Consider the following 26,890-nt stretch of genomic DNA (forward strand, 5'->3'; position numbering starts at 1 on the left):
GCTCCGGGGTAAAAGTGAGTCTGATTATTCGCGAATTATGAATTATGAAAACGCTTTAAGCATCTTTTTCTGGCTAATGACGTGGCGTATCGTTTCCCCATTAATCAGGAAAGAGGCAGGTTTAATGACCGACTACATCCGAAATATTGTTAACAATCAGAATGTCACTTCACAGGCTACGTTGATTCGTGGCGCGACGATACTGAGCATGGACGGGAGCGTCGGTAACATTGAGCGCGGTGATATTCTCATCAACGGCTCAACGATTACCGCCGTCGGCCAGAACCTGGATGTGCCGGGTGCGCATGTCATTGATGCCACCAACATGATCGCCATGCCGGGAATGGTCGATTCTCATCGTCACGCATGGGAAGGACAGCTGCGCCGAATTAACCCAAACGCCACCTGCCTGGACGACTACAGCAACGCCACTCACTTCTCCTTCGCTAAATATTACCGTCCTGCCGATATCTATGTTGGCAACCTGCTGACGGCGCTGGGCGCTATTGACGCGGGTATCACCACGATGATCGATAACTCGCACAACAGCCGAACCGCAGCGCATTCCGATGCCGCCGTGGAGGCCCTGCTTGATACCGGCATTCGTGCCATTCATGCTTCCGGCGCACCGATAGCTGGCGAATGGGATAAAGCGCACTGGCCGGGAAACTGGCAGCGTCTGCAGGATAAGTATTTCACCGACAACCCTGAAAGCCTGGTCTCTCTCGCCGTCATGGCCCAGCTGGAGCCGGAGTTGTGGGCCGAGGCCCGCAGGCTGGGACTGTCGATTGTCACTGAGTTCTTTGGTGCTGAGATGGGGTCTGAACTTGAGTCGCTGCATCAGCAGGGGCTGCTGGGTCCGGACAATATTTTCAATCACTGCACGGCGCTGCCCGACCGGGGATGGAAAATTCTGCGGGAGGCCGGTGTCCGGGTGAACGTCTGCCCGCGCTCAGATTCGCACTATGGCATCGAAAGCGGGATGTTCGCCATTGAGGCCGCGCAGCGTCATGGCATCAACCCTGGCCTGAGCGTAGACAATGAAACGTCGTACAGCACCGACATGTTTATGGAGATGCGCGTCGCCTTTTACCTGCAGCGCGTGATGGGCATGCATCAGCAGCAGTGCTGCGATTCTGAACATGCGCTGAAAACGCTTCCGGCGGCGCAGCTCCTTAAAGCCGCGACTCTTGATGGCGCTGCCTGTGCAGGGCTGCAGGACAAAGTCGGCAGCCTGACGCCAGGCAAACAAGCCGACCTGGTGCTGATTAGCGTCAGTGATCTCAATCTTTACCCATCCGGCAATGCCTTTGGCACGGTGGTTCATGCCGCCGAGCGCAGCAACACCGACACCGTCATGATCGGCGGACGCATCGTTAAACAGAACGGTAAGGTGCTGGGCGTAGACAGCGCGCGACTACATGCGGCGATTGATGAGTCGCGTGAGCACCTTTTTGCAGCCTCTGGCTACCAGCCTGACATGTTTGCTGACACCTTCCTGCCGCTGGTGCAGGCCGACTGACCAGGATGAAAAGCATGGGTATGATCTATTACGTAATCGCTTTTGCCGCAGGCCTGGGGATCACCCTGCAGACGACCCTGAACAGCCAGCTGGCAAAGGGACTGGGCGGCGACCCGGTCACTGCGGCGCTGTTTTCATTTACGGCGGGCGCGTTCAGTCTGGGGATTTACGCGCTGCTGCGGGGTGGGTTGATGACATCGCTGGCGGCGATCCCGTCGCAACCCCTCTGGAGTCTGGCGGGCGGAATGATAGGCGCATGTGCCCTGTTCAGCTATGTCGTGCTTGCGCCGAAAATCGGGTTTTCAGCTCTGCTCGGGCTGGCGATTGTCGGACAGTTACTTTCCTCGCAGATGATTGATCATTTTGGCTTGCTGGGCGCGGTGCGGCGTCCGGTTTCGTTATTCAGGCTGGGGGGAATGGTTGTCATGCTGATCGGACTTGCCGTCATGCTTTTCGGCGATCGGCTCTCTGCACGTTTTCTGCAGTAACTGCGTTATCCACTTTTACCATCGTGCAGTACGACCTTTTATATCCGGAGGATTATCATGTTTTCAATTGCAACTGAGGTCAGGAATACGCTCGGAGAGTGCCCGCTGTGGTGTGAAAGAACCCGCAGGCTCTACTGGACTGACATTGAAGCCAGTGAACTGCTCGCCATAGAAGAAGGCAATGATGCTGTGATGCGCTGGTCGCTGCCTGAACGCCTTGGCTCCTTTGTACTGACTGAACAAAGTCATATTCTGCTGATGGGATTCGCGTCAAGGCTGGCTTTCTATGATCTCAACGGCGGGTTAATTACCCCTGTGGCCGCTTCACCAGGAGACACCGGTACCCGCATAGGTGATGGACGATGTGACCGTGCCGGTAATTTTGTCTTCGGGACGATGGATGACGGTTATCCCGTTAAAGTCATCGGTAAGTTTCATCGACTCAACGCGGCAACGCTGACTGTTGAGACGCTTGCACTGCCCGATGTCGCTATACCGAACAGCATCTGTTTCAGCCCCGATGGTTTCACGTTCTATTACTGTGACTCGATGCAGGGTCGGATAATGTGCTGTGATTACCCCTCGCTGCAGAACCAGCACGTGTTCGCCGAAAGCGAAGGCAGCGGCGCGCCTGACGGCTCCTGCGTGGATGAGATGGGCTATCTATGGAATGCTGAATGGGGGGGAACCGTGTTGTCCGTTACCGCCCGGATGGGACCACAGACGCTATTCTGACGTCACCTGGAATCCAGAGCACCTGTCCGACACTCGCCGGTGAGGGTTTTAACCGTCTCTATTGCACCACGGCTACAGTGGGACTCACTGCGCTGTCTGAATATGACGGTGCATTGCTCAAAGCTAAATCTGATCTCCGTCCCGGATTACCTGAAAACCGCTTTGCGGCACACACATTTTAATGGTTTTGATACTGATAGAAATTTGGCAGTTCTGGCTCAAAGAAAACGTCCGCTTCTGGCACGAAGCACAAATGCGGGCGTAAATGGTCCGCTTTGAGCGAGGAGCGGACATTTGAGTTATGTTAAAGCTGAAAAACATTCAGGCTTAATGATTGTTCATACATTAATTTATTTTTATATCTAATTCTAAATAGGGTTTTAAACTCTTTTGAGGTGACTTTGTGCGCATTCGTCCATCATCGCGATTAATAATACTCTCGCCTGAAAATCACGTGCTGCTCTTTAACTTCGTTCATAAAGATGATGCTCTGAGTGGGAGATCCTACTGGGCAACCCCAGGTGGTGGGCTTGAACACAATGAATCTTTCGAGCAGGCTGCTTTGCGTGAGTTACTTGAAGAAACAGGTCTGAAAAGAAATACTACGGGACCGCAAATAGCATCCAGAACCTTTACAATGGTTTTGCCCAGTGGTGAGACTGTTCTTGCAGAAGAGCGTTTCTTTATTATCAATACAGATGAATCAGATATCGACAGATCTGGGTGGAGTAGTAACGAAAAGAAGGTCATTCGCGATCATCATTGGTGGACAATAGAAGAACTCAGATGTACCGATGAAACAATCTTCCCATTGGATTTGATCCGTAACATTCTTGAAGGCAAGTTAACCGACTCGTTATCACATAACGCCTCGCAATGTCCTTAACGTTCGCTTTTGGCACTCGGGAGACGCTCAGGCTCAGCATGATCAGAAAAATGAAAAGGATATCGAAGATGAAAACAGTTGAATTTCTGCTGTACACCCTAAAACCCGGCACCGGGAAAGACTTCCACAGAATCATGACGGAGGAGAGTGCTCCGCTTCACCGTTCCGCGGGTATGGATATTATTTCTTTTGGTATATCCGCACATGACAACGACGCATACTATCTGATCAGAGCTTATAACAGCCTCTCCCAGCTCAAATCCTCTCAGGAATTTTTTACAACAGTGAAGAATGGCGTCTTGGCCCCCGGCAGGCCATTATCGATAGGATCAGCGTCAGCGTTAAATCGGTTCTCACGCTTAGCAACAGTGCAATTGAGAGTTTACGATCCAGTTAATTGTGCAGCTATGTACAATATAGCCGCGCAAGCGGCATTTTTTATTGCCTGCCATTAAATTCTCGCACTATCTGGACACAACCCTCCGTCTGTTCAATACAGGCTGACCGCCCTCACAAAAAAATCTTTAACCAGAACTTTTAATACATGCCTGAGCTGTTCACCCCGTGTCTGCGGTATCTAACCGGCAGCTATGCGCGTAAAGGGGACATTATGCCTACGCTTAAAGGGTTACTGGCTTCATGCTATATTTACGTTAAAGCAATATAACGACTTTTTGGGAGAAATTATGTACGGACCGGATCCCGCTGATACACATCCAATGCAGGGTTTTCCACAGGTTTGTTTCATCAAAAACACCGTGAAAAATCCCAACATCATTATCGGTGATTTTACTTATTATGATGACCCAGAGGACACGCAAAACTTCGAGCGTAATGTTCTCTATCACTTTCCGTTTATTGGTGACAAGCTGATCATCGGTAAGTTTTGCGCGATAGCAAAAGGTGTTCAGTTCATTATGAATGGGGCTAATCACAAAATTGGTGGCTTCTCTACTTTTCCGTTTTATATCTTCGGAAACGGATGGGAAAAAAGCATGCCTCAACCCGGTGATTTACCCTACAAAGGTGATACGGTGATTGGTAATGATGTATGGATAGGTTATCAGGCGATGATTATGCCAGGCGTTAAGATCGGCAATGGAGCTATAATTTCAACGCGTTCCGTGGTTACTTCAGATGTCCCTCCATATACAGTTGTGGGCGGCAATCCCGCAAGAGTAATTAAGAAACGTTTTACTGATGATATTATTCTAGCTCTGGAAAAATTGGCGTGGTGGGACTGGCCTGTAGAACAAATTACACGAAAACTTACGGCAATAACGTCCGCTAATATTAAAGCATTGCTCGATGAATAGATTTTGCCGTTTGGCCTTTCCATATCAAAATGATGACTTGCGCATCGAGTCGGAGCAACTGCGCTACCGAAAATTGATCAAATGGCCCCGACTATACAGCCTCATGGATTTTCCCCTGCTGGCTGGGCAACTTGAGCAATGCCTGGATATGCGCTTCCTGCGGCATGCCAATTTCGGAGCGCGCTTGCTCGAACCCGAGGCGCTGTCGTGCAATTCCAAAATCCGTCAATGGTTAGCGCCCTGCGCCGACACTTTTGGATGGAACAGAAAAATGCAGCCGGAGTAGCGAGTACGGCGAAGCACCCTCATTTATCTCGACAAATTCCAGAAAACTTCTAATGAAGATGCCCTATTTTCCTGGACGGTTAAGAGTCAGATTTGGAGTGACCAGAGTCTTAATACTGGTGATGTCCGCTTCTGGCACTAACCATGGAAAATGTCGGCTGTGAGCGAGGAGCGGACATTGCAGTTTTCCTACAATAGATACAGGCTTGTAACGCAGTCGCGTATTTATCAACAGGGAGCAGGTAACCTGTACAGCTGTCGCTGTGAATGAATCGTAAATATATTTTTCAGACCGCACTTAATTGTGCTTTTTTTCCTGAAAAAATCCCATCGCACTTATCGTGAAGAAATAAAACAGGTATTTTAGAAAGTTGGATGCTAAATTTTCAAAACCCAGCAGGTAATCTCATGATCTTAAGTGTTAATCACGTCGGTTTTTCAGTTAAAAATATTGAAGACTCATTATTTTTCTGGACTCATATTCTTGGAGGGGAGTTATTACGCGAAGGGAAAATGTCTGGACCTATTATTGATGAAGTGACAGGCGCAAGGGGAGCTGATGTACGAATGGCTTTGCTTGAACTGGCTGGTATTAAAATTGAATTACTGCAATACAATAACATTGAACAGCCAGAAGAGCCTTCAGCACCCTACATCCCTGGCTACGCTCACCTTGCGTTTAATGTAGAGGATCTTGATACGCTCTTGAGCAAAGTATCGGACTACGGCTGGAAGACGCCGGGTAAACCTCAGACAGTCTTGTCAGGACCCATGCAGGGAACCAGAGTAATATATTTACAAAGCCCCGATGGTCAGACGCTTGAGTTGATGGAACGCAGTCAATGAAGTCCACATGTTATGACCCGTTACCTTCTTAATAAAACAGTGATGTTTGCAAAGTCCGCTTATGGCACACAGCAGACAAACACCTGACGCTGAAGGTCTGCTGACAGCGAAAAGCGGAAGCCAAATTGCTTTCCTTTGCGGGTCGGGGGTGCCAACAAAGCTCGGCAACATTCAGGTAACAATTTTGTTGAATCCGGTAAATCTCAGTGCTAAAACAAAAGAGAAGTTTTTTACGATTCGTTGTGTTTCCTGTTCCCGATACCCAACCCATAAGAGAAAGTCAGAAAATGATTAAGTCAGTTCATACAGCGACAACCGTTACCACCACCGGAACTTTCGGCGGCGTGGGCGTATCTGTGACTGGCTCCTGACAAAACAGACTCTGACTCCCCGCCAAACCGGACGGGGAAGAAAATTTCTCCGTTCATGACTTACTGAATGGAGATACATCATGATTTCATCTGAAAATGCGCTTTTAGTTATCGATATGCAGCAGGGACTTTTCCGTGGCCCCGCCTCACCGTATTTTGCAGACAGGGTTCTGTCTAACATCTGCTTGCTGATTGAAAAAGCGAGGCAGGCTAAGGTGCCCGTATTTTTTGCCCGCCACACCGGACCTGATGATTCTCACTTCTCTGAGCAAAGTCCGTTGACGCAACTGATACCCGAAATGAATGTGTACGCTGAGCACGATGTCGTGTTTATCAAAAAGCACCCCAACTGTTTCCGGGGTACGAACCTGCAGCATCAGCTCAGCCAGCGAGGCATTAAGGAACTGGTTATCGCCGGGATGAAAACAGAATTCTGTGTGGACACTACCTGCCGCGCAGCACCGGAACTGGGATTCAGTACCGTGCTGATTTCAGATGCGCACACGACAATGGATAACAATTACCTGTCCGCAAATGAAATCATCAGCCACCATAACGTCACACTAGCTGGCCCGTTTGTGTCGCTCGCGACAGCAGCTGACTGGGCCTTTCACTCTGAGAAATGAGTTGGACTGAGAGCCGCCCTCAGGGCGGCTAAGGTGTTTGAAGTCCGCTCCTGGCACAGTGCTGTCCACTAGAGGAACTCGTACAGCAGCTAAGAGCGAAAAGCGGACGTCGTGACTTGTAATCTGAAATGGTGAACAAAGTTGGAGCGTGCAAATGGAAAAGAGCACCTCAGCGCTCTCCTGTTACCCTTTAACTACATGAATTCTATTCCCAACTTGCGGAGTCAGACAGACTTCAAAAACCAGTCAGGCACGCAAATCAGTTCTGGCGATTTCAGAGCTGCTCGCTGATGAGAACAGTATGACAATGCGCACCCGGCATCATTTTTTCCAGGCCATCAGTCAGCATCCTGCCGGCAGCATGCAGATCTTCCAGCGGCATTTGCGGCAGACTCTCAAGGATGAACCACATTCTGCTATCTGCCACGCTCAGGCGTGTCCGAATGCCCTGTCGCCAGTTCCACCGGCGGCAAGTTACGCCAGTATCATCACGCCAGATAACTTCACCCGCGTCCGGTGACTCGCTTCCCGGCTGGCCGTCCTTCATGGTGTCAAAGATTTCTGTACCTTCTGCAACCACCAGCCGTGGCCTTCCTGTGTATGCCGCAACGTTTTCTCCGCCAACCGGAACGGCATATCGGATGCTGACGGCGTTATACAGATCGACCACCGGATCGAGAGAGGCCATCGTGCCATCTTTAAGAACCCGCTTGCGCAAAGCTTCCGCTGAACAGGGTGTTCGTTTTGGTTTTGCCCCAAAGGCGCGAAATACCTCCGCCCATGCGTTCAGGTGCGCCTCTGCCCAGGCAGGCTGCCCTGCCTGAACTGACTCGCAGGCTTCCCGCAGCGCGACTTCTCCAACCCGTTCATCAGCCACGGGTGTAGCTTCCACGCTGATACTAAGTGCACGAAATCCTGGTGCGATGCGGTAAATTTCGGAGCTGATTGACGTTGACACGGCTGGCATATGATAATCCTGTAATGACTGATTTATTACATGATAATGACCGATGACCAAAAAAGTCAACATAACGACCGACGCCGATGCAGCCAGGGTAAACAAGGCCGTTTCCGCGCACGTAAAGCTCTACCGCAGCCAGAAAAAAATGTCGCTTGATGAGCTTTCCCGCCGTTCAGGCGTTAGTAAGGGAATGCTGGTAGAGATAGAAGGATGTAGGGCCAACCCCAGCATTGCACTACTCTGCCGCCTGGCGTCTGCTATGAACGTATCGGTGGCCGATTTTGTTAATGTCGCCGGTAAGCCCGCCGTTCATCTTATTGATTCTCGTGATATCCCGGTGCTCTGGAAAGGAGAAAAGGGTGGCAGTGCGCGATTGCTGGCCGGTACCAGCGGACCGGACATGGTCGAACTTTGGGAGTGGACGCTTTACCCAGGGGAAAACTTTGAATCTCCCGGACATCCAGAAGGCACCAGCGAACTGCTCCATGTCGCAAAAGGGATCCTGACACTCGTCGTCGGCGACACTACTTACGTGATTAACCAGGGAAGTGCAGCCGTTGCGAGAACGGATGCGCCGCATGCCTACATGAACAACGACGCTGGCGTGGCCGTGTTTACCATGACGGTGAACGAGAAAGGCCGCTGAAAATTCAGTGTCCGCTTCTGGCACAGGGCTGCTGTTGCAGCCCCGACAATCTTAAACTTCAATCGACTCAGAGATCTCTAACGCATCATCGACTTCAATGCCCAAATATCGGACTGTGCTTTCCAGTTTCTTATGACCTAGCAGGAGTTGTATCACACGAAGATTCTTGGTTTTCTTGTAGATCAGGTAAGGTTTTGTTCTTCTAATGGAATGTGTGCTGTACAGCGAATCTTCGAGACCAAGCTTTGCTACCCACCCATGAAAAATTCGGTTGTATTGCCGGGTTGATATATGTTGGCAAGAACCGACCCGGGATTTGAATAAGTAGTCTTTACTGTGCAGATTGCCAAGCTTTATCAATGCGGCAACAGCTTCTCTTGTCCCTTTAGTTAACTCAAATTGCACTGGGCTACCGGTCTTCTGTTGCAACACCGTCGCTCTGCTTGAAACAGAACTGCCATATGCAACATCTGATACTTTGAGTTTAACTAGATCACAGCCACGTAGCTTACTGTCCAAAGCCATGTTGAACAGGGCCAGATCGCGCGTTTTCCCCTCCAGTTCAAGTCTGATTCGGATCCCTTAGATATGAGATATCTGAAGCGGTCTTTTTTGGCCGATGATACGGTCTTTGTTCCACGGTGACGTGTTCATACTCAAATCTCCAGCAGTGTGGGAGATTTGAGTATGGTTGTCCCTCAAGAGCGAGAGGCGGACGTCAGGGTAAGCCTGTGAGTCACCCCATTGAAGTGGCTATCAAAAAATCAATCAGGACCTTCATTCTTTTCGTTTTACCCGCGTTTTTGGGGTAATAGAGATACACTGGCGGGTAGGTTTTCCAGTAGCTCTCCATCACGGGTATAAAGAGCTCCCTGTCGGGCTGTAACTGCCAGATGGGTTCAAACAAACGTCCAATTCCCATCCCGTTACGGATCCCGTCAGCCATAACGTCAATATCGTTACTGATTAACTGCCCGGGCATCTCAACCGTCAACTGCTCTCCGCGATCGTTCAGGATCAACGGAAGGATGCGGTTGTTGGTGATAAAACGGTACCCAATCAGCTTATGTTGACTGAGGTCTGACGGCACCTCAGGCATTCCATGCTCGCTGATATATGCTGAGGATGCATATAACCCTTCACGAAAGGGTTTCATTAACGGTCGAGCCACCACCCCACCTTCGAGGATATCGCCAAAACGGATCCCAAGATCAAAACGCTCTTCAATAATATTAACGGTACCGTCGTAAAGCGATATTTCCAGCTGTATACCCGGATATTGCTGACAGAATCTCGCCATTACAGGCTTAAGAATTAACAGATAGGCAAAACGCGAGAGCGTGATTCGCACGATACCAGAGGGCTCCTGATTCTGGTCGCGTATGCTTTCAAGCGAACTTTCCAGCGACTCCACCGCCGCAGTGGTCTGTTCCAGCAACAGCTGCCCGGTTTCCGTCAGCTCAATACGGCGGGTCGTACGCACAAAAAGCGGATGGCCAATATGCTCTTCCAGCAGCTTTAGGGCATTACTTACGGAGGGAGGCGTAATTTCCAGTTTTCTTGCGGCTGCCGAAATATTGCCCTCACGTGCAATGCTCTGAAAGATGCGTATCTGGTTATACAGGGCGTTATTCATAATGTGTTCCTTTAGCAATCTCCGCCTGATTATTAAGTACAGTCTAAAGATGCTTAAGTCAATGCCCCTCTAATCTTCCTGAAATATGCCTCTTATACTTTAATCTCTTTCTACAACGACCTGAATTCAGGAGACTATGATGCGAATTTTATGTCTGGATATCCCCGCACCTGGAGCATCGCTGGAAAAATATGCTCCACACCTTAACGCTGAAGCGCTGCACGCCTGGGGGTTGTATAAATCAGGCTTCATCCGCGACATCTACTTCCGTCAGGATAGACCTGGTGTTGCTATTTTTCTTGAATGTGACTCTGTCGAGGAAGCGATGAACGTAATGGCTGAATTCCCGCTGGCAAAAGCAGGTTTATTAAGCTTCGAGTGCATCCCGCTTGGCTCCTTTATTAACTGGGAAAATCTCTTCGCCGCTGAATTTAAAAATAAAGAGTGAGGCCCGATATGAAACCTGCAGATAAACCCGTGCTGTGTGTCGTTTCCAGCCATCCGATTAAAGGCGCATCCGGTGTACCAACCGGTTTTTTCCTGGCCGAGCTTACGCATCCGCTGAAAGTACTGGAAGATGCCGGACTAAAAACGACGATAGCCAGCATTCGCGGGGGACAGCCGCCGGTGGATGGATTTGACCTCAGTGACCCTGTCAACTCATGGTTCTGGAACGAAACCGATTTTCAGCAGCGCCTGGCTACAACGCCTGCGTTATCCGAGCTGAACGGTACCGATTACAGCGCCGTTTTCTTTGCGGGCGGGCATGGAACCATGTGGGATTTTCGCGATAGCCAGGATGCCCAGCGTATTATCCGCGAAGTGTATGAAAGTGATGGGATTATCTCAGCCGTCTGCCACGGGCCTGCGGCACTGGTTGACGCAAAGCTCAGTAGCGGCGAATACCTGGTGAAAGGCAAAAACGTGGCGGCCTTTACCAACAAGGAAGAGGAAGAAGTTCACACCACAGATGTGGTTCCCTTCCTGCTTGAAACTGCACTCCGCGAGCATGGCGCACTTCATCATGAAGCACCGAACTGGTCTGAAAATGTGGTTACCGACGGACGCCTTATCACGGGGCAAAATCCCGCTTCAGCGCACGGTGTAGGTGTGGCGCACTTCATCATGAAGCACCGAACTGGTCTGAAAATGTGGTTACCGACGGACGCCTTATCACGGGGCAAAATCCCGCTTCAGCGCACGGTGTAGGTGTGGCGCTGTTAAATGCCCTCCGCCAGCCAACTTAATTCATTCATCTGCCTTTCACCGTTACTCACCCTCTTTGGCCGGTTTAAGTTAGCAACGATCCGGCTTTTTTTCAGGAGCTGAATATGAAAACATTTCCTCCCGTCGCGCTGGGCACATGGTCCTGGGGCACAGGCTTTGCCGGTGGCGACACCGTCTTCGGCAATCATCTTTCTGATACTCAGATGGCAGAAGTGTTCACCACGGCCATGAGTAAGGGCCTCAATCTCTGGGATACCGCAGCAGTATATGGCATGGGGAGTTCCGAGGCAGCGCTGGGAGCATTAGTCCGTCAGTTCTCCCGCGAGTATATGATTTTATCCACCAAATTCACGCCGCAGATTGCGGACGAACAGTCAGCGCAGCCTGTCAGCGATATGCTTGAGGCCAGCCTCGGACGCCTGGGCGTGGAAGCGATTGATATCTACTGGATCCATAATCCCCTCGACGTCGAGAAATGGACGCTTGGACTGATCCCGCTCTTACAAAGCGGTAAGGTAAAACGCGTCGGTGTTTCCAACCATAATCTGGCACAAATCAGACGAGCCAACGAGATCCTTAACGCCTCCGGTAATTCCATCAGTGCAGTACAGAATCATTACAGCCTGCTCTATCGCGCTTCTGAAGAGGCTGGGATCCTTGAGTATTGCCGACAAAATAATATCACGTTCTTTGCTTACATGGTCCTGGAGCAAGGCGCGCTCAGTGGTCGTTATGATTCAAATCATCCCATGCCTGCCGGGAGTGGCCGGGCAGAAAGTTATAACGCAGTGCTGCCGCAGATAGAGAGATTAACCGCCGCCATGAAAAAAATGGGAGCCGAGAGGAATGCCAGCGTTGCGCAGATAGCCATCGCATGGGCTATTGCGAAAGGTACCCTTCCACTCATCGGTGCGACTAAAGTCCATCACGTTCTGGACGCCGCCAGCGCTTCAGACATCCAGTTACGCGATGATGAAATCATCCTGCTGGAACAACTCGCCACAGAGACCAGAGTGGATACACGTGGCGCCTGGGAAAAACCGATGGTGTAAACCCCGTCCGGGACAGACTGTCATGAATGACACTCACATATGGGCTGTTCCGGGTAATCCTAATCTGCATCACTTTTACTGCTTTGTATGAATGGTGAGAATATGAAAATCATTTGCCTCGAAGAACATTATCTCGACAGCGAGTTAGGGCGAGCGTGTATGCCTGTTGCGCTTGAGCAGGCGCCTTTCCTTGGCGACTGGGGGAAAACCGTCACTGATGGTCATAATCCGGACCGAAGCCGGCCGCAGATAGAAAAGAATTCGCGGATAAACCAGAAAGGCGTTGATTTGGGAAGCCGTCGTCTCAGAGATATGGATGAGGCTGGAATTACCATGCAGATCCTCTCTGTGGGAGGATTCCCCCAACTGGCACCCGAGGATGAAGCGGTAACATTAAACACGGCGGCAAACGAACGCCTTGCCGGAGCGGTAAGAAATCACCCGGAACGCTTCGCGGCATTTGCCACACTTCCCTGGGCACAGCCGAAAGAGGCCGAAAAAGAGCTTGTCCGCACAGTTGAAGAATTGGGGTTTAAAGGGGCACTTCTGAGTGGCAGACCCTCTTCATGCTTTCTCGATCATCCTGATTATGACTCCCTGCTTTCCCGCTTTAATAAACTGAATGTGCCACTCTATCTTCATCCCGGATTACCGTTAAAAAGCGTACAACAGGCCTATTTCACTGGCTTCAGCGCAGAGGTCAACGCCAGGCTCTCTATGTTTGGCTGGGGCTGGCATCATGAAGCGGGGATCCATTTATTGAGGCTGATGTTATCGGGCGCATTTGATAAATATCCCCAGCTGCAGGTAATCAGTGGCCACTGGGGGGAGATGCTACCATTTTGGCTACAGCGTCTTGACGACAGTCTTCCACTGGCTGCAACGGGTCTGTCACGAACGCTAACGAGAACCTTCCAGGAACACGTTTACGTTACCCCGTCAGGTATGCTGACACTGCCGCACTTCAAGTTTATCTACGAATTAATGGGGGCAGAAAGGATCCTGTTCTCCGTTGATTATCCCTATCAGACCCTGGACGGTGTAAAAACATTTATCGAAAGTCTCCCCGTCAACAAGGCTGAAAAAGAGGCCATCGCGTTTCGCAACACAGAGCGTTTACTTGGCATCACGGCTTAGTTCACTGGTTCATGATGACTGAACACAATGAGAACAATCGACCATTATTAGTTTTTGCCTAAAAGTGAATGAGCCTTTACTGTTCTAAAAAAAATAATGTTGTCACTCTATAATGGGTTAAATATTCACAAATAATGTTTAACTAATTGAAATGAAAAATATCCTTGTTGTTTCAGGTCATCCTGAACTTACTTGTTCCGTAGCAAACGCCACTATCCTTGATGAAGTGGCGACCGCTCTTCCCGATGCTGAGATTCGTCGTCTGGACAGGCTCTATCCGAACGGCAAATTCAATATCGCTGCGGAGCAAGAAAGCCTGCTCAGGGCCGATGTGATTGTCTGGCAGTTCCCTTTTTCCTGGTATGGGCTGCCCGGGTTAATGAAACAATGGCTGGACGAGGTCTTTGTCCACGGCTTCGCGCATGGCTCAACGGCAAAACTGGGTGGCAAAAAGCTGATCCTCTCCTTCACTACAGGGGCGCCACTGGCGCTCTATACCGCTGACGGTTTCTTTGGCCATGCCATTGAAGAGTATCTTATTCCGTTCGAAACCACGGCAAGGCTGTGCAATCTTAAGTTGCTGGCGCCGGTTTATACCTGCGGTATCAGCTATGCCGACCGGGATGCTGACAAAATCGCACAGCAAAAAACGCTTGCCCGGGAACACGCTTCAAGGCTTGTCTATCTGCTCAATACCGTTCGTGAATAATCCAGAGGGAGAATAACGATGCAGTATACCCGGCTCGGTAAAAGTGACTTACTGGTCTCCCGCATCTGCATGGGATGTATGGGGTTTGGCGATCCGTTGACGGGCCAGCATCGCTGGACGCTGGGCGAAACAGCAAGCCGCGACATCATTCATTACGGCCTCGAAAAGGGTATCAACTTTTATGATACCGCCATCGCCTATCAGAACGGCTCCAGCGAGCGGTACGTTGGCCGGGCGCTACGGGAGATGGCGAAACGCGATGAAGTCGTGCTGGCCACCAAGTTTCTGCCACGAACCACCGCGCAAATTGCCGGAGGGATCAGCGGAAAAGAGGCAATAGCCCGATCGCTAGACCAGAGCCTACAGAATCTGGGGATGGACTACATAGACCTCTACATCTACCACATCTGGGATTACAACACGCCTGTTATTGACGTGCTTGAAGCGCTGCATACCGCCGTTACTGCGGGCAAAGTGCGCGCTATTGGTATTTCAAATTGCTATGCCTGGCAGCTGGCGAAGGCGAACGCCCTTGCCGAGCGCGAAGGGCTGACGTCCTTTGTTTCCGTACAGAGCCACTACAACCTGATTATGCGTGAAGATGAACGAGAGCTCTTCGGTCTGTGCGCTGAAGATAATATCGCAATGACTCCCTATAGCGCGCTGGCCAGCGGCCGTCTCTCCCGTAAAGAAGGCCACACTCTGCGAGCCACGGAGGATAACTATGCGCGTGGAAAATATGACAGCACGGCTGAACAGGATCGGATCATTATTGAGCGTGTAGCCGAACTTGCCGAAAGGCATCAGGTGTCCATGACGGAAATATCTCTCGCCTGGCTGCTGACAAAAGTCACGTCACCTGTCGTAGGGGCCACAAAAAAAGATCACGTCGATGGCGCGGTAAATGCAGTAAATCTTCAACTGAGCCCGGAGGAAATCCAGTTTCTGGAAGAAGCCTACCAGCCGCATGTTCTGACGGGGATTATGGCGCAAAACACGCCGCAAACGAAAGACGTTAAGCAGGTCTGGACGCGGTAGCCCTTATTCACCTTCATTAAATGTAATCAGGAGGGAGCATGTTTTTTAAAACAGCTGTAGCCTTTCTTTTCATCATCTCTGGGCTCGCTTCAGCAGTGGCGGCAACACCTGCTTATTACATCGCAGAGTTTCAGGTGACCGATCGTGAAGCTATCAAACCGTACAGCGCTCAGGTCGAATCAACCTTCAGGCCATTTGGTGGGCACTTCATCGTCAGAGGAGGTGAACCCGATGTTAAAGAAGGGTTCGGAGCACAGGGCCGACTGGTTGTTATTAAGTTTGAGAGTCTCAAAAATGCCCAGGACTGGTATCACTCGGCAGCGTACCAGAAGATCATCCCTATCCGTCACCGTGCCGGCAATTCGCGAACCTATATCGTAGAAGGATTACCGGAACTGGCCCCTGTTACACCATAGCGCTTACAGTCCAGTTAAAACAAAGGAGGTTTTATGATGGTGTTACGTCAGCGCAGAGCAGCAGCATTATTTTTGTTTGCATTTATTTTCCTCATGCCCGTTAGTCATGCACATAGCCGTGAAAAGACCGACATTAAAACGCTCGTTATCGTCTCTCACCCTTATCCGGAACGCTCAGTTCTGACAAAAGGGCTGCAGGAAGCCGCTGAGAGTCTGGAAGGCGTGACGGTTCGCAACCTTGAGACGTTGTATGGCTATGACACACGTCGGATTAATGGCGACGCGGAGCGAAAAATGATGCGTGAGAACCGTCGTGTCGTTTTTATCTTCCCAACACACTGGTTCAATATTACGCCGATGATGAAAGCCTGGTTGAATGAAACCTGGGGAAGTGTCGGCCCCGGTCTGTGGCAGGGAAAGGAGATGTTTGTTGTCAGTACGGCTGCGGGGGGAAGCTCCACTTACGGGCCGGACGGCAGGATCGGGGTATCCCTTGCGGATGTGTTTTTACCGATGAAGGCCAGCGCCCTGCACGCCGGTATGACGTGGCTTCCTCCCCTGGTCTTTGAGAGCGCGAGTAGCGATCGGCTTCCCTCCTACCAACACCAGTTGATTGAACGTCTTAAACAGTAATGTCAGTAAAAGGATCATCGTGAAAAAGAGCCTTATGCTTTTAATTTGCCTGCTAGTAAGCAGCCCTGTCTTTGCAACAAAACCGGACACGCAGGATAAGCCCGTGATGAATATCTTCGAGCTTGGCGTCAGACCCGCCCGGGACAGGGATTTTGATGACGTGGCCAGACAAACGATTTCCGCTTCGGTTGAACATGAAGAAGGTACGCTGGCGATGTACGCCCTGCAACGCAGCGACAATCCACGTCAGGCATTCATGGTCGAACTCTATGAAAACGAGGGTGCTTACCGCAAACATCTGAATGCCGACCCGTACAAGGCATTCGCTGCTCGTGCACCTGACATTATCGATCGGAAAAAGAAAATCACCCTGGAGCCACAGTTTCTGGGGGACAAACACATCATACCGGACGAGCGGACCATCAATAATCTGGTGATCGTCGAAGTTAAGCCTGAATTTCAGACCGAATTTAAAAACATCGTCCTGCCTGAAATGGCGGAGTCGCTCAAAGTAGAGAAAGGCGTGTTAGCCATGTATGCCGCTACAGACTCACACACTCCGAACCGCTGGTATTTCTATGAGATTTACGCCAGTGAGGAAGCGTATCAACTGCACCGACAAACGCCACACTTCCGGGACTATCTCAGGCAAACGGCGCATATGAGCGCCAGTAAGAACGCTATCCCGGTAAAACCGGTATTTCTTCGTAACAAAGGCGGAATCAAACAGGATCCGCACCGTTGACCAGTGAGGATTAACATGAAAAGCGTAATTGCAGCGGCGGCCATGTCGCTTGTTATTTCTGATTTTGCTAATGCTGAGGAAACAAGAGGTAAAGCTATGATGAAAATTGAACCTTCAGCGATTTCGGAAGCTGATATTCGTTCTGTCTCACCGGCTCTGGCACGCTTTGGTCGCGAAGCTATTACTGAAGATCTGTGGACACGCGATGCCCTCTCGCCCAGGGACCGTAGTATGGTGACCGTCGCCATGCTGATTGCCAGAAACCAGCTTGGCGACCTCAAACACTATATAGACATTGCCCTTGATAATGGCGTGACGCCAGCGGAAGTGTCAGAAATCATTACCCATCTGGCGTTCTACTCAGGTTGGCCAAATGCAATGTCAGCCGTCAGCGTGACCAAAGCGGTTTTTGCATCTCGTGGCGTCACGGCAGATGCACTTCCTGAAGCTTCTCCGGATCTGCTCCCCCTCAACCAGGAAGCAGAAAAACAGCGTTCAGAAACAGTGGGAAATAATGTGGGCCCAATATCTCCAGGCCTGGTTAAATTCACTGCTGACCCACTGTTCCTGGATCTCTGGCAAAGACCCGCGCTGAACCCCCGCGACAGAAGCCTGATTACGGTCAGCGCATTAATCGCATCCGGACAGAGCGCGCAGATTGGCTATCACCTTAATAGAGCTATGGATAATGGACTTTCAGCCGAAGAGGCGGGTGAAGTCGTTACCCAGGCCGCGTTCTACGCTGGCTGGCCAAATGCATTTACCGCAGCGCCGGTTGTGGGTGAGGTATTACGTAATCGGTCATTCAGCAAAAAATAAAATGTTCAGGAAGGACCCGCTTTTAGTGGTTCCTTCCATATCTTTTTCTCTGCTTCTTCATACAGAAAATCGTGGCTATCACTACGTAATACACCTTAACCTGCCCGGAGATGGTTATCTCACCGTAATGTGAGCAACGTCCGCTTCTGGCACAAAGCAGACATGCGGGCATAAATGGTCCGCTTTGAGCGAGGAGCGGGCAACAAAAATAGAGCGGAAAGAGGATAGGAAATCTCGCTTTTTTTTTCAGGCCAGCCACGTGGTTCAGCTGGCCTTCATTTGAAACGTTGTTATACGGGAACGGGTCAGGTCAGCGCGACCCTCACCTTTAGTCCAATAACGAGTGTGGCAAAAAACATTATGCAACCAGCGGTAATGAAAACACCTGTTACGCCGCTGAAACCAAAGAGTAATCCTCCCAACGCAGCACCCGCAGCAATTGAGGACTGAACTGCTGCGACTACCATGCCGCCAGCAGTTTCAGCCTGATCGGGAACGGATCGCGCTACCCAGTTTGACCACGCAACGGGTACACCACCAAATGCCATCCCCCATAACGCGACGAACAACATCAATCCTTTTTCCTCTAGTGGCAGCAAAATCATGCTTAATGCCGCTAAACCAACAAGCGCTGGCATGAGTATCAGGGTAAGACGCAGGCTTCTCTCCATCATCCACCCGGCCAGCAGCGTGCCAATAAAATTAGCGATGCCAAACCCAAGCAGTATCAAAGACAAACGATCCACATCCAGTTGGGCAATATTTTCCAGAGCCGGACGAATATAGGTAAACAGTGCATACTGACCCGTATGGGCAATCACACACCCCGTCATTCCCATCGCAATGCCTGGACGGCGGAGTAAATCCATGACAGAAGCCGTTATCATCATTTTACGCGGAGCCATTCCAGGAAGGGTAAACAGCTGAAAGAGCAGTGTCAGCACGCCTACTGCGGTTGCAGCGATAAAAGCACTACGCCAGCCATAAAGCCCCCCTAAATAGCTCCCCAGCGGGATCGAAACTACGGTACCGACAGCAATACCGCTAAAAATAACGGAGAGAGCACGCGGGACGCTTTTAGCTGGGACCAGCCGCATAGCTACGGCAGCAGCCAGACTCCAGAAGCCTCCCAGCGCGATGCCCAGCAAAATGCGCATGACTAACAGAACAGCCAGACTGGATGAAAGTGCGACAAGCAGGTTGGAGGCAATCATCAGCACGGTAAAACTAAGCAAAACATTTCGGCGATCATAATTACGCGTCAGGCGGGGAACCATCAGACCAGCAAACAGGGCCACCACAGCGGTTACCGTCACAGCCTGACCAGCAAGAGCTTCGGTCACACCGAGATCGGCAGCCATGGGTGTCAACAGGCTGGCAGGAAGATATTCTGCAGTCAGCAAGCCAAACACGCCCATAGTCAGTGAAATAACGGCCATCCATGCGGACTCTTTGGGTTCCGCACTCTTCAAACTCGCGGATACAGCTACAGTTGCTTCATTTCTCATAACACACTCTTCTTGGGGAAAAAATGACAACACCAAGTCTAGAGTTGAGCAGCTGGACGATCTATGATGCCACATCCTGATTTTTTACCCGAAACGCCGATTATGCCTGTGAATAAACATTTCGCCCTGTCATCCGAACTCATCAGTGAACTGCTGCTGGAAATGCGGCTGCGTGGTGTGCAGTATCGCCGTTTACAGACTGGCTCTGAGTTTGGCGTCGGTTTTAGCAACAGACCGGGACATGCCTATTTTCATTACATCGCTGTGGGTACTGCTCTGCTTCGCACAAACGACGGTACGTTGCACGAACTGAAAGCCGGAAGCATGGTATTCATGCCGCAGGGTGAGGATCATCAGCTTGTATCGGATGTCAGCTGTTCATTTCAACATATCGACACCTTAGGCTCTGCTCCCTTAGGTGAAGCCGTCAGCGGAATCAATACTTGCCCGAGTTCGCATCCGACACCCAGCACGGTTCTATTTTATGGCTGTATGGAGTTCGATCTCGGTGGAATGCAGGGTCTTGGTAAACTGATGCCGCAAGCCATAGTGGTTGAGGCAAATGAACAGATCTATCCGGGGCTGGTTCCCATTCTGGGCGCGATGAAATTTGAAATCTGTTCCGGACGCGCTGGCTTCGCGGGCATTCTGGCACGCCTCGCAGAAGTGGCGGCTGCCATGATTGTGCGAGGATGGATCGAAAACGGCAGTGAGAACGCCGCTGGCCTGATCGCTGCGTTACGTGATCCACGACTCGCCCGTGCAATTCTGGCCATTCATCGCGATACGGGTCGGGAGTGGTCTGTTGCCGAGCTTGCTGCCCAGTCGCATGTGTCACGTTCTGTTTTTGCTGAACGCTTTAAATCAATCATCGGCATACCTCCTCAGCGCTATGCAAGGGAGGTGCGAATGCGCATCGCAAGTCACTGGATTATTCACGAAAAGATCTCAATTGAGACTGTTGCTCTTCGCCTCGGCTATGCCTCACAGGCAGCGTTTAGCAGAGCTTTTAAGCGCATCAATGGATATCCGCCGGGCGCTATGCGTCAGCGACCAGCGCGAGGCGTTAATACAATAAATGAGTGAATGTTGTCTTTATATTTATTGGACTCACTGTATGAGGCTGCTCTCAACATTAAAAACTGAGCGGAAACGGCTTTTAACACTCAAGGTATCGTAATTTTCTTAATGTTCGCTTTTGGCACGGAGCAGACATTCAGACCCATCAAAATTCCTGCTTTGCTGGCGGAAGCAATTTTTTAGCTGCATGAATGAGCTTTTCAATCTCTTCCAGAGGGATGCATCCTTCGTAGCAAGAAAAAGAGAACTCATGAGTGACATCGGAATAGAAGACTTCAGCAATTTGCCGGAGCGGGGATGTTCCAGCCTCAGAAAGTTCGAGGTACATACCATCACGGATGACATCGCTTCCACGGGTTAGATTGTATTGGATCTTAGCCATAAATTTAATTTTCCATTTCCCTATTAATGGGGCCTCTGTTCGAGCGCAATAAAACGTAAAACATACCCCAGAAGATAACTTGCACAGGTCCGCTGTGAACGAGAAGCGGACCTTACGCATCCCTGCTAACATTGGCTCTGAGCAGTGGGAATTGAACTTTGCGATTCATTGTGAATTCCCTACCGCCTTTGTAGCCAGCCTGATTCACCATAACTTTTGAATTACTGATCCTAACTAATCTGTCCATTGTTGCCATAGTGGTGAAAAACATGAAATTTGAACCGGATTCATGACCATGAATCACGATCTTGTTCACCACACAATAATCGTATGAGGTCTATATGCTGATAGCGCAGGTTTCAGACATTCACGCCTCAACCGAAAATGATCACCTGTTTCGGTTCGACCAATTAGCATTCAGAAAACGCATAGACCTTATAGAAAACGACCTGCTCCCCAGTGATCAACACATAATGTTCCGAGAGAGCAATATCCTCCTTTGGCACTGAGTTGCCTAAAGGGCTTCGACTGTTAGAGCCAATAGCAGACGTTACTGCCTTGGGCTACAACCAATTTTAAAGCCAAGCTTAAAAGGCTGGCAGATGGCAAATCCGAGCTGTCCGCGCTAATCTCACTAACGACATAAGCATTGGGTCTATCACTTTTGAAAGGGTATAGGGAATGGCGGAAGAAATCAGTCTTGAGGTATGTGAAGATTCAGATGCAGCGAAATTGCTGCCAATTGAAGAAGGGCTAAATGAATTTAACGATCTTATGACGGGTATAAACGATCGTAAACCCCTTTCTGTCTTAGTAAAATCAACCAGCACGGGTAAGGTCCTTGGCGGAATGCAAGGGCGGTCTTCACTGGGACTCCTGTTTATTGATCTTTTTTATCTTCCACCAGAGTTGCGAAAAATGGGGATAGGTTCAGACATCCTCCATCGCTTTGAAGATGAAGGGCGAAAAAGAGGCTGCTCTGCTGCGTTTCTCTATACAATTAGCTTTCAGGCTCCTCATTTTTATAAAAAGTATGGCTGGGAAGAGTTTGGGCGTATTGACAGTAAACCGGAAGGAATAAGCCGTATTTTTATGAAAAAATCATTATAGGACATATTGAATTTTGGCTAATATACGAACGGTGAGTTCAAAGAAAAATGAATCCCAACAGGTCATCTAGAATCTTAAGTATTATTTGCTACAAAATAAACGTCCTTTTTCGCTTATAGCAACCTCAGGATAAAGGCTGTCGGTTAAAGTGCTCACTTTACAGTCCAAACAGTGTCATTGATATCGAGGATAGGGTCAAACTGAAGCGATTCCCGTTGATTTCATATCAGAAAAAAATCAACGGACCGGCAGCTCATCGGATAAAAACACATCTACAGCAAGTACATCAAAGGCAACATTTTCTGATAAAAACTGAATGCTGAAATGTCTGAACTTCGGCGATTCATGACTCGACACAAGACTCCACGTTTTCAAGTTGTCTCTCAGCCACTCTGAATCTGCAAACTCCGTCAACTTACCAAGCTTAAACTCACTTGGAACACTATCTAACTCAAAAAGAGAGCCTCCAGGGAACGGCCCCCGGATGAAACATCGCACATAGTTGAATGTAATTTCCCGCCTTAAAGCCAGTACCACCTCTTCGTTATCAACTAAAATCTCTTTTTCATAATCAATATCGAGTATTACATCTAGTCCAACGGAGTGGAACGATACCCTTGACTCACCATATCCTGGTAGCCACTCGTAGGGATCCATTATCAATCTGGGCTGACCTTTCTTCATGAAAACACCTAGTTGGTTGCTCTGCGCCTTTCAACGGCAATTTGTTAATTTTAACTGAATCCGCTACCAGAACATTTAAATAATGGCATGAAATTCCGCTCCTGGCATTCAGCAGCCCAAAAGGATTTTATTGGGCTGCTATGAGCGATAAGCTATTGTGCTATATGACGCTTTTTAAGGAGCATGCAAAATATGTTCGACCATTCTACCCACCCCGACGTCGCCGAATGGTTTGCAAGGTTCGGTGTTGCCGAGGTGTCATATAGCGGGTGTTCCGTCGACCTAACCAACGAACCGCCTGAGCACTGGTTTTACAAGCGCAACAAGTTGCGGCCTGAAAGCCTGAAACTGGATTTGCGCATCCCATCTAACGGGAACTGGTTGGTCGACCTGTCGCGTCATGACAAGATGTTCAACATTCAGTGGCGCCCAAATGATGACTTGCGCATCGAGTCGGAGCAACTGCGCTACCGAAAATTGATCAAATGGCCCCGACTATACAGCCTCATGGATTTTCCCCTGCTGGCTGGACAACTGGAGCAATGCCTGGATGTGCGCTTCCTGCGGCATGCCAATTTTGGAGCGCGCTTGCTCGAACCCGAGGCGCTGTGGTGCAATTCCAAAATCCGTCAATGGTTATCACCCTGCGCCGACACTTTTGGATGGAACCGAAAAAAGCAGCCGGAGTAGCGAGTACGGCGAAGCACCCTCATTTATCTCGACAAATTCCAGAAAACTTCTAATGAAGATGCCCTATTCTTCTGGACGGTTAAGAGTCAGATTTGGAGTGACCAGATTCTTAATACTGGTGATGTCCGCTTCAGGCACCAAGCAGACATGCGGGTGTAAAGGGTCCGCTTTGAGCGAGGAGCGGAAGCTCGCATTTGTTCTGTGCTAACCACTTGGCATTGTAATCAACTATCAACATGTCCAACAAAAGCTAACATGCTGATTTTATCCGCCTTCTTTACATACATATAAGATATCTTTATTTTATTTTAAACGATTGTCTTGCAATAAATATCTGTGTTACAGAGTATGGCCTGAACAATTCACGTCAACATTATTAAGATTTTTCTCTTTAGGCTCTCTGATCTTAGAATGATCAAAAAGCCATAATTTAAGGATGAAAATATATGTCTATAAAGCAGACTCTGCTGGCTCCACCTTTAAAAACTGGTGATACGATTGGTTTTTTTTCCCCGTCCTCTCCCGTTACAGTGACGGCACCCAACCGGTTTAATCGCGCAAAATCCTTTCTTGTGAATAAAGGATTTCACCTTAAAGCAGGTAACCTGACAGGCCAGTCAGACTTTTATCGTTCAGGTACCATTAAAGAACGTGCTGATGAGCTCAATGCTCTTATTCGCGACCCTGAAGTACGTTGCATTATGTCCACCATTGGTGGAAGCAACAGCAACTCACTTTTACCATATATTGACTACCACACCCTTATTCAGGATCCCAAAATAATCATTGGTTACTCTGACGCTACTGCTCTACTAGCAGGAATTTATGCCAGAACAGGATTGGTTACATTTTATGGGCCAGCACTCGTTGCTTCTTTTGGTGAATTCTCTCCATTAGTGGACGAGACATATCATTCATTTAGCGAAATACTAATGGAGCCTTTTAACGTCCCCTATTGTTACACTTTGCCAAAAGAATGGACGGATGAGCGACTGAATTGGGACAGCATTGAGAAAGTGAGGGACAAGATACTTTATGAGAACAAGTGCCGTTTTTTGGGAACCGGGAGTGTTGAAGGACGAGTAATAGGGGGTAACCTCAACACACTTTCAGGAATTATGGGCAGCAAATGGATGCCTGAAGTAAAGCCCGGCGATATATTATTTCTAGAAGATAGCCTAAAAGATATTGCTACAGTTGAGCGCTCATTTTCAATGCTAAAAATAAACGGTATATTTGACAAGGTCAGTGCTATTATTTTAGGAAAACATGAGCTTTTTGATAATGCAGGAAGTGAGCGGCAGCCTTTTGATATTCTACAGGAAGTATTGGGCGGCAGGTCTTTACCCATAGTGGACGGCTTTGATTGCTGCCATACACATCCTATGTTAACTCTGCCGCTTGGCGTATTATTGAGCATAAACTTTGACAATCGCAGCGTCGTAATAAAAGAGGAATACTTAAGCAGATATGTCTCCTGATGGTTAGCACACATTCAAAGAACGATGTCCGCTTCCCCCACGCAGCAGAATTACGTGCGTGAATGGCCCGCCATGAGTGAGCAGCGGACATATAGCATCTCAATCGCTAAAGGAGCACCAATTAGAGGATGCAACGATAGGTTGAACACCTTATGATAGCTGATGCCCTTAGAGCATTACAACGCGAACCGTTTGAAAGGATCATTAGAAAAAACTCATGAGCAGACGACTTAACAGAGATAATCGAAGCAAAGTCAGAAATATTCCCAGGCGCATAAATGCTCTTAACCGTTGGGCTGGTACATTTTGCAACCCGGAACGTGCTATTTTTTCTGAAGATGAACATTACTGGAATTTTAAAATTCCTGTGGCGATCAATCTTATTCAGGGTAAATATAGTACGGTTAAAACCAAAGCTTCTTGCGCGCAAGCTTTAATTAATGCATGTTCGAATCTCATTGCCGCAACTGCGGATATGTACTATAACCCCCGGATTACCACTGTTATTTGTCTTCCCGATATGTTTACGAGCGAAGTCTGTCTGTATCGTTCAGAAGACTATTACCAAAGCTTCATAACACAAAGGCGTTCTGATAATGATGCTTATGCGTTGATCAAAGATCGCAGCCTTGCAGCTGAGTGGGGGCTCATTCTACCTGAGAATGTGCAAGAGTTGGGTATCGCATTCGAATACTATGGGAGTGAGGACCGCGAAGAATGGTTTACTGGAGAACGCTGGTATTATGGTCAAGTAATATGATGTTTTTAATAAATTATCTAGTGATCAACTAATTAAAACGTTATCAGTGTTACTGATTTTCAACGTCTGCTATTGGCACACCCCTGAAGGTAACTTGCACAGGTCCGCAAAGAGCGAGGAACAAACGTTCATTCCTGACTGATAACCACATATTTTCTCTGGGCTACATGAAGAGCGTCGCAACCAAACAATTTTATATCGGTGTTTAAAGCAATCTTCTTTGCAACCGCAAGATTAGCTGCGGTTTGGCTGTCGCATTAAGTGACGAAAAGCGAGATAACGAGTGATTAATTCACCGCGATGTAACAACAACATGGCAATAAGGTATCTGGAATGATTTTTGGAAGTTATTTTATTAACAATTTTCCATCTGACAACATTAGCTTAGAGCGGTGGCTACTTTACGTGTATAACATCACCGTGTTAAAATTTCATTTTTAATTCTCAGGACATGGATATGTTTAATCGATTTAAATCTTTAGTAGCGACTCCAAAAAATAGTTTTGAAAGGACCACAGGCAATTTTAATTACACTGGCGCTTACATTTCTATCAATAATAAACTGGCCTATCGCTACGATTCCCGATCACCTGATGAAATCAAAAAGAATGGATTTGCTGGTACACTGAGTCGTGAAACTGAAGAGATTCGCGTTTTTGGGGAACAGAACGTATTTGCTTCGCGTTCCAAAGAAGGGGCGAAAAAATTTTTAGACATTAATCAGTATGTAGGACGGGAAAAAATCCAGCATCTTTATGAAATTAATACAAAAGGGATGCCGACATTTTCATTCGTTGAAAATAAAAATATTAACTCTGATGCGTTAATTGAAAATATCGCTGAGTTTACTCTGCAAAGGGCACTCGTTGAGTTTCCGAGAGATCAGGCCAGGCTTTTCGCAAGAGAAGCCATTGAGAATCTATACTGTTCTGTCGATGAACTGCATATCAATGGCCCAATACCTTCATCACGAATAAAACATATTACTACTATTCTGGTGAAATAAGTTATTCATGTAGCTGAGGGAATACTCTTAGCTACAATCTCCTCAACTCCGTTTTTCTTCTGATGTGAGGTAAGCCCCTTTATTCTTGACCCGAT

Annotated in this window: 27 protein-coding genes and 4 pseudogenes; 25 read left to right on the forward strand and 6 right to left on the reverse strand. The window is 48.7% G+C overall.

Going from position 1 to position 26,890, the window contains the following annotated elements:
* Window positions 1-124 precede the first annotated feature (124 nt).
* The 8 genes and pseudogenes from ABSH60_RS20695 to ABSH60_RS20730 all read left to right on the forward strand — a co-directional run bounded on the left by ABSH60_RS20695 (window position 125) and on the right by ABSH60_RS20730 (window position 7,075).
* Window positions 125-1,522, forward strand: a complete 1,398-nt coding sequence (locus tag ABSH60_RS20695; protein ID WP_390975897.1) for an amidohydrolase family protein — start codon at window positions 125-127, stop codon at window positions 1,520-1,522.
* Window positions 1,523-1,536: 14 nt separating this feature from the next.
* Window positions 1,537-2,010 carry a DMT family transporter gene (locus ABSH60_RS20700; protein ID WP_390975899.1) on the forward strand — a complete coding sequence of 158 codons (474 nt, stop codon included), beginning with the start codon at window positions 1,537-1,539 and terminating at the stop codon, window positions 2,008-2,010.
* A gap of 57 nt (window positions 2,011-2,067) precedes the next feature.
* Window positions 2,068-2,927 (forward strand): annotated as a pseudogene (locus ABSH60_RS20705) (SMP-30/gluconolactonase/LRE family protein).
* 221 nt (window positions 2,928-3,148) lie between these two features.
* Window positions 3,149-3,631 (forward strand): NUDIX domain-containing protein, encoded by a 483-nt coding sequence (locus ABSH60_RS20710; protein WP_390975901.1) that lies wholly within the window; start codon window positions 3,149-3,151, stop codon window positions 3,629-3,631.
* A 68-nt stretch (window positions 3,632-3,699) separates the two neighbouring features.
* A pseudogene (locus ABSH60_RS20715) lies at window positions 3,700-4,028 on the forward strand (NIPSNAP family protein).
* Between the two features lie 289 nt (window positions 4,029-4,317).
* On the forward strand, window positions 4,318-4,947 hold the full coding sequence (locus ABSH60_RS20720; protein WP_390975903.1) for a Vat family streptogramin A O-acetyltransferase: 630 nt from the start codon (window positions 4,318-4,320) through the stop codon (window positions 4,945-4,947).
* Between the two features lie 693 nt (window positions 4,948-5,640).
* On the forward strand, window positions 5,641-6,078 hold the full coding sequence (locus tag ABSH60_RS20725) for a VOC family protein (protein ID WP_390975905.1): 438 nt from the start codon (window positions 5,641-5,643) through the stop codon (window positions 6,076-6,078).
* Window positions 6,079-6,529: 451 nt separating this feature from the next.
* Window positions 6,530-7,075 (forward strand): isochorismatase family protein, encoded by a 546-nt coding sequence (locus tag ABSH60_RS20730; protein ID WP_390975907.1) that lies wholly within the window; start codon window positions 6,530-6,532, stop codon window positions 7,073-7,075.
* 274 nt (window positions 7,076-7,349) lie between these two features.
* Here the strand turns inward: ABSH60_RS20730 and ABSH60_RS20735 are convergent, their stop codons facing one another.
* A complete protein-coding gene (locus ABSH60_RS20735) occupies window positions 7,350-8,042 on the reverse strand; it encodes a B3/4 domain-containing protein (protein ID WP_217204310.1) in 693 nt (230 codons plus the stop codon).
* A gap of 43 nt (window positions 8,043-8,085) precedes the next feature.
* Between ABSH60_RS20735 and ABSH60_RS20740 the strand changes: the two genes are divergently transcribed.
* On the forward strand, window positions 8,086-8,682 hold the full coding sequence (locus ABSH60_RS20740; RefSeq protein ID WP_217204311.1) for a helix-turn-helix domain-containing protein: 597 nt from the start codon (window positions 8,086-8,088) through the stop codon (window positions 8,680-8,682).
* Between the two features lie 51 nt (window positions 8,683-8,733).
* Here ABSH60_RS20740 and ABSH60_RS20745 read toward each other — a convergent pair.
* Both ABSH60_RS20745 and ABSH60_RS20750 read right to left on the reverse strand, forming a co-directional pair.
* Window positions 8,734-9,336: pseudogene (locus tag ABSH60_RS20745) on the reverse strand (site-specific integrase).
* Between the two features lie 82 nt (window positions 9,337-9,418).
* A complete protein-coding gene (locus ABSH60_RS20750) occupies window positions 9,419-10,318 on the reverse strand; it encodes a LysR family transcriptional regulator (RefSeq protein ID WP_056774967.1) in 900 nt (299 codons plus the stop codon).
* A 139-nt stretch (window positions 10,319-10,457) separates the two neighbouring features.
* Here ABSH60_RS20750 and ABSH60_RS20755 point away from each other — a divergent pair, with 139 nt between their 5' ends.
* The 10 genes and pseudogenes from ABSH60_RS20755 to ABSH60_RS20800 all read left to right on the forward strand — a co-directional run bounded on the left by ABSH60_RS20755 (window position 10,458) and on the right by ABSH60_RS20800 (window position 18,094).
* Window positions 10,458-10,766: a hypothetical protein gene (locus ABSH60_RS20755; protein WP_056774970.1), complete on the forward strand. Its 309-nt coding sequence runs from the start codon at window positions 10,458-10,460 to the stop codon at window positions 10,764-10,766.
* 8 nt (window positions 10,767-10,774) lie between these two features.
* Window positions 10,775-11,458, forward strand: a pseudogene (locus ABSH60_RS20760) (type 1 glutamine amidotransferase domain-containing protein); the annotation flags it as partial.
* Window positions 11,459-11,649: 191 nt separating this feature from the next.
* On the forward strand, window positions 11,650-12,597 hold the full coding sequence (locus ABSH60_RS20765; protein ID WP_390975910.1) for an aldo/keto reductase: 948 nt from the start codon (window positions 11,650-11,652) through the stop codon (window positions 12,595-12,597).
* A gap of 102 nt (window positions 12,598-12,699) precedes the next feature.
* Window positions 12,700-13,734: an amidohydrolase family protein gene (locus tag ABSH60_RS20770; protein WP_390975912.1), complete on the forward strand. Its 1,035-nt coding sequence runs from the start codon at window positions 12,700-12,702 to the stop codon at window positions 13,732-13,734.
* A gap of 151 nt (window positions 13,735-13,885) precedes the next feature.
* Window positions 13,886-14,443 (forward strand): NAD(P)H-dependent oxidoreductase, encoded by a 558-nt coding sequence (locus ABSH60_RS20775; protein WP_217204315.1) that lies wholly within the window; start codon window positions 13,886-13,888, stop codon window positions 14,441-14,443.
* A gap of 18 nt (window positions 14,444-14,461) precedes the next feature.
* Window positions 14,462-15,481, forward strand: coding sequence for an aldo/keto reductase (locus ABSH60_RS20780; RefSeq protein ID WP_217204316.1), 1,020 nt, complete (start codon window positions 14,462-14,464; stop codon window positions 15,479-15,481).
* 38 nt (window positions 15,482-15,519) lie between these two features.
* Complete coding sequence (locus ABSH60_RS20785; RefSeq protein WP_217204317.1) at window positions 15,520-15,897, forward strand: DUF1330 domain-containing protein; 378 nt, start codon at window positions 15,520-15,522, stop codon at window positions 15,895-15,897.
* A gap of 36 nt (window positions 15,898-15,933) precedes the next feature.
* A complete protein-coding gene (locus ABSH60_RS20790; RefSeq protein WP_156361981.1) occupies window positions 15,934-16,530 on the forward strand; it encodes an NAD(P)H-dependent oxidoreductase in 597 nt (198 codons plus the stop codon).
* Between the two features lie 34 nt (window positions 16,531-16,564).
* Complete coding sequence (locus ABSH60_RS20795; protein WP_217204420.1) at window positions 16,565-17,275, forward strand: putative quinol monooxygenase; 711 nt, start codon at window positions 16,565-16,567, stop codon at window positions 17,273-17,275.
* A gap of 15 nt (window positions 17,276-17,290) precedes the next feature.
* Window positions 17,291-18,094 carry a carboxymuconolactone decarboxylase family protein gene (locus tag ABSH60_RS20800; protein ID WP_390975914.1) on the forward strand — a complete coding sequence of 268 codons (804 nt, stop codon included), beginning with the start codon at window positions 17,291-17,293 and terminating at the stop codon, window positions 18,092-18,094.
* A gap of 305 nt (window positions 18,095-18,399) precedes the next feature.
* Here the strand turns inward: ABSH60_RS20800 and ABSH60_RS20805 are convergent, their stop codons facing one another.
* Window positions 18,400-19,602, reverse strand: a complete 1,203-nt coding sequence (locus tag ABSH60_RS20805) for an MFS transporter (protein WP_390975915.1) — start codon at window positions 19,600-19,602, stop codon at window positions 18,400-18,402.
* A gap of 63 nt (window positions 19,603-19,665) precedes the next feature.
* Between ABSH60_RS20805 and ABSH60_RS20810 the strand changes: the two genes are divergently transcribed.
* Complete coding sequence (locus ABSH60_RS20810; protein ID WP_390975916.1) at window positions 19,666-20,688, forward strand: cupin domain-containing protein; 1,023 nt, start codon at window positions 19,666-19,668, stop codon at window positions 20,686-20,688.
* Window positions 20,689-20,827: 139 nt separating this feature from the next.
* Here the strand turns inward: ABSH60_RS20810 and ABSH60_RS20815 are convergent, their stop codons facing one another.
* On the reverse strand, window positions 20,828-21,064 hold the full coding sequence (locus tag ABSH60_RS20815) for a hypothetical protein (RefSeq protein ID WP_390975917.1): 237 nt from the start codon (window positions 21,062-21,064) through the stop codon (window positions 20,828-20,830).
* 681 nt (window positions 21,065-21,745) lie between these two features.
* On the opposite strand from ABSH60_RS20815, the gene ABSH60_RS20820 reads away from it, so the two are divergent.
* Window positions 21,746-22,174, forward strand: coding sequence for an N-acetyltransferase (locus ABSH60_RS20820; protein WP_056775028.1), 429 nt, complete (start codon window positions 21,746-21,748; stop codon window positions 22,172-22,174).
* A gap of 237 nt (window positions 22,175-22,411) precedes the next feature.
* On the opposite strand, the gene ABSH60_RS20825 is transcribed toward ABSH60_RS20820, so the two are convergent.
* Window positions 22,412-22,858: a hypothetical protein gene (locus tag ABSH60_RS20825; protein ID WP_056775032.1), complete on the reverse strand. Its 447-nt coding sequence runs from the start codon at window positions 22,856-22,858 to the stop codon at window positions 22,412-22,414.
* Window positions 22,859-23,050: 192 nt separating this feature from the next.
* Here ABSH60_RS20825 and ABSH60_RS20830 point away from each other — a divergent pair, with 192 nt between their 5' ends.
* The 4 genes from ABSH60_RS20830 to ABSH60_RS20845 all read left to right on the forward strand — a co-directional run bounded on the left by ABSH60_RS20830 (window position 23,051) and on the right by ABSH60_RS20845 (window position 26,795).
* Window positions 23,051-23,548, forward strand: coding sequence for a hypothetical protein (locus tag ABSH60_RS20830; protein WP_390975918.1), 498 nt, complete (start codon window positions 23,051-23,053; stop codon window positions 23,546-23,548).
* 446 nt (window positions 23,549-23,994) lie between these two features.
* The gene (locus ABSH60_RS20835; protein ID WP_390975919.1) at window positions 23,995-25,029 is read left to right on the forward strand and encodes an LD-carboxypeptidase; all 1,035 of its coding nucleotides are present in this window, start codon (window positions 23,995-23,997) and stop codon (window positions 25,027-25,029) included.
* A 217-nt stretch (window positions 25,030-25,246) separates the two neighbouring features.
* Window positions 25,247-25,789 (forward strand): DUF3916 domain-containing protein, encoded by a 543-nt coding sequence (locus ABSH60_RS20840; RefSeq protein WP_390975920.1) that lies wholly within the window; start codon window positions 25,247-25,249, stop codon window positions 25,787-25,789.
* A 457-nt stretch (window positions 25,790-26,246) separates the two neighbouring features.
* Window positions 26,247-26,795, forward strand: a complete 549-nt coding sequence (locus ABSH60_RS20845) for a hypothetical protein (RefSeq protein ID WP_390975921.1) — start codon at window positions 26,247-26,249, stop codon at window positions 26,793-26,795.
* Window positions 26,796-26,890: the final 95 nt, after the last annotated feature.

It is taken from the genome of Rahnella sp. R3(2024) (assembly GCF_042920125.1).
Lineage (GTDB): Bacteria > Pseudomonadota > Gammaproteobacteria > Enterobacterales > Enterobacteriaceae > Rahnella > Rahnella rivi.

Bases quoted from the DNA above. Each gene is read 5' to 3' on its own strand.
- ABSH60_RS20720 (WP_390975903.1), top strand. From the start codon at position 4,318: ATGTACGGACCGGATCCCGCTGATACACATCCAATGCAGGGTTTTCCA.
- ABSH60_RS20730 (WP_390975907.1), top strand. From the start codon at position 6,530: ATGATTTCATCTGAAAATGCGCTTTTAGTTATCGATATGCAGCAGGGA.
- ABSH60_RS20770 (WP_390975912.1), top strand. From the start codon at position 12,700: ATGAAAATCATTTGCCTCGAAGAACATTATCTCGACAGCGAGTTAGGG.
- ABSH60_RS20750 (WP_056774967.1), bottom strand. From the start codon at position 10,318: ATGAATAACGCCCTGTATAACCAGATACGCATCTTTCAGAGCATTGCA.
- ABSH60_RS20810 (WP_390975916.1), top strand. From the start codon at position 19,666: ATGATGCCACATCCTGATTTTTTACCCGAAACGCCGATTATGCCTGTG.
- ABSH60_RS20695 (WP_390975897.1), top strand. From the start codon at position 125: ATGACCGACTACATCCGAAATATTGTTAACAATCAGAATGTCACTTCA.
- ABSH60_RS20740 (WP_217204311.1), top strand. From the start codon at position 8,086: ATGACCAAAAAAGTCAACATAACGACCGACGCCGATGCAGCCAGGGTA.
- ABSH60_RS20825 (WP_056775032.1), bottom strand. From the start codon at position 22,858: ATGAAGAAAGGTCAGCCCAGATTGATAATGGATCCCTACGAGTGGCTA.
- ABSH60_RS20785 (WP_217204317.1), top strand. From the start codon at position 15,520: ATGTTTTTTAAAACAGCTGTAGCCTTTCTTTTCATCATCTCTGGGCTC.
- ABSH60_RS20835 (WP_390975919.1), top strand. From the start codon at position 23,995: ATGTCTATAAAGCAGACTCTGCTGGCTCCACCTTTAAAAACTGGTGAT.
- ABSH60_RS20755 (WP_056774970.1), top strand. From the start codon at position 10,458: ATGCGAATTTTATGTCTGGATATCCCCGCACCTGGAGCATCGCTGGAA.
- ABSH60_RS20840 (WP_390975920.1), top strand. From the start codon at position 25,247: ATGAGCAGACGACTTAACAGAGATAATCGAAGCAAAGTCAGAAATATT.
- ABSH60_RS20725 (WP_390975905.1), top strand. From the start codon at position 5,641: ATGATCTTAAGTGTTAATCACGTCGGTTTTTCAGTTAAAAATATTGAA.
- ABSH60_RS20700 (WP_390975899.1), top strand. From the start codon at position 1,537: ATGGGTATGATCTATTACGTAATCGCTTTTGCCGCAGGCCTGGGGATC.
- ABSH60_RS20800 (WP_390975914.1), top strand. From the start codon at position 17,291: ATGAAAAGCGTAATTGCAGCGGCGGCCATGTCGCTTGTTATTTCTGAT.
- ABSH60_RS20765 (WP_390975910.1), top strand. From the start codon at position 11,650: ATGAAAACATTTCCTCCCGTCGCGCTGGGCACATGGTCCTGGGGCACA.
- ABSH60_RS20805 (WP_390975915.1), bottom strand. From the start codon at position 19,602: ATGAGAAATGAAGCAACTGTAGCTGTATCCGCGAGTTTGAAGAGTGCG.
- ABSH60_RS20790 (WP_156361981.1), top strand. From the start codon at position 15,934: ATGGTGTTACGTCAGCGCAGAGCAGCAGCATTATTTTTGTTTGCATTT.
- ABSH60_RS20815 (WP_390975917.1), bottom strand. From the start codon at position 21,064: ATGGCTAAGATCCAATACAATCTAACCCGTGGAAGCGATGTCATCCGT.
- ABSH60_RS20820 (WP_056775028.1), top strand. From the start codon at position 21,746: ATGGCGGAAGAAATCAGTCTTGAGGTATGTGAAGATTCAGATGCAGCG.
- ABSH60_RS20735 (WP_217204310.1), bottom strand. From the start codon at position 8,042: ATGCCAGCCGTGTCAACGTCAATCAGCTCCGAAATTTACCGCATCGCA.
- ABSH60_RS20775 (WP_217204315.1), top strand. From the start codon at position 13,886: ATGAAAAATATCCTTGTTGTTTCAGGTCATCCTGAACTTACTTGTTCC.
- ABSH60_RS20830 (WP_390975918.1), top strand. From the start codon at position 23,051: ATGTTCGACCATTCTACCCACCCCGACGTCGCCGAATGGTTTGCAAGG.
- ABSH60_RS20780 (WP_217204316.1), top strand. From the start codon at position 14,462: ATGCAGTATACCCGGCTCGGTAAAAGTGACTTACTGGTCTCCCGCATC.
- ABSH60_RS20845 (WP_390975921.1), top strand. From the start codon at position 26,247: ATGTTTAATCGATTTAAATCTTTAGTAGCGACTCCAAAAAATAGTTTT.
- ABSH60_RS20795 (WP_217204420.1), top strand. From the start codon at position 16,565: ATGCTTTTAATTTGCCTGCTAGTAAGCAGCCCTGTCTTTGCAACAAAA.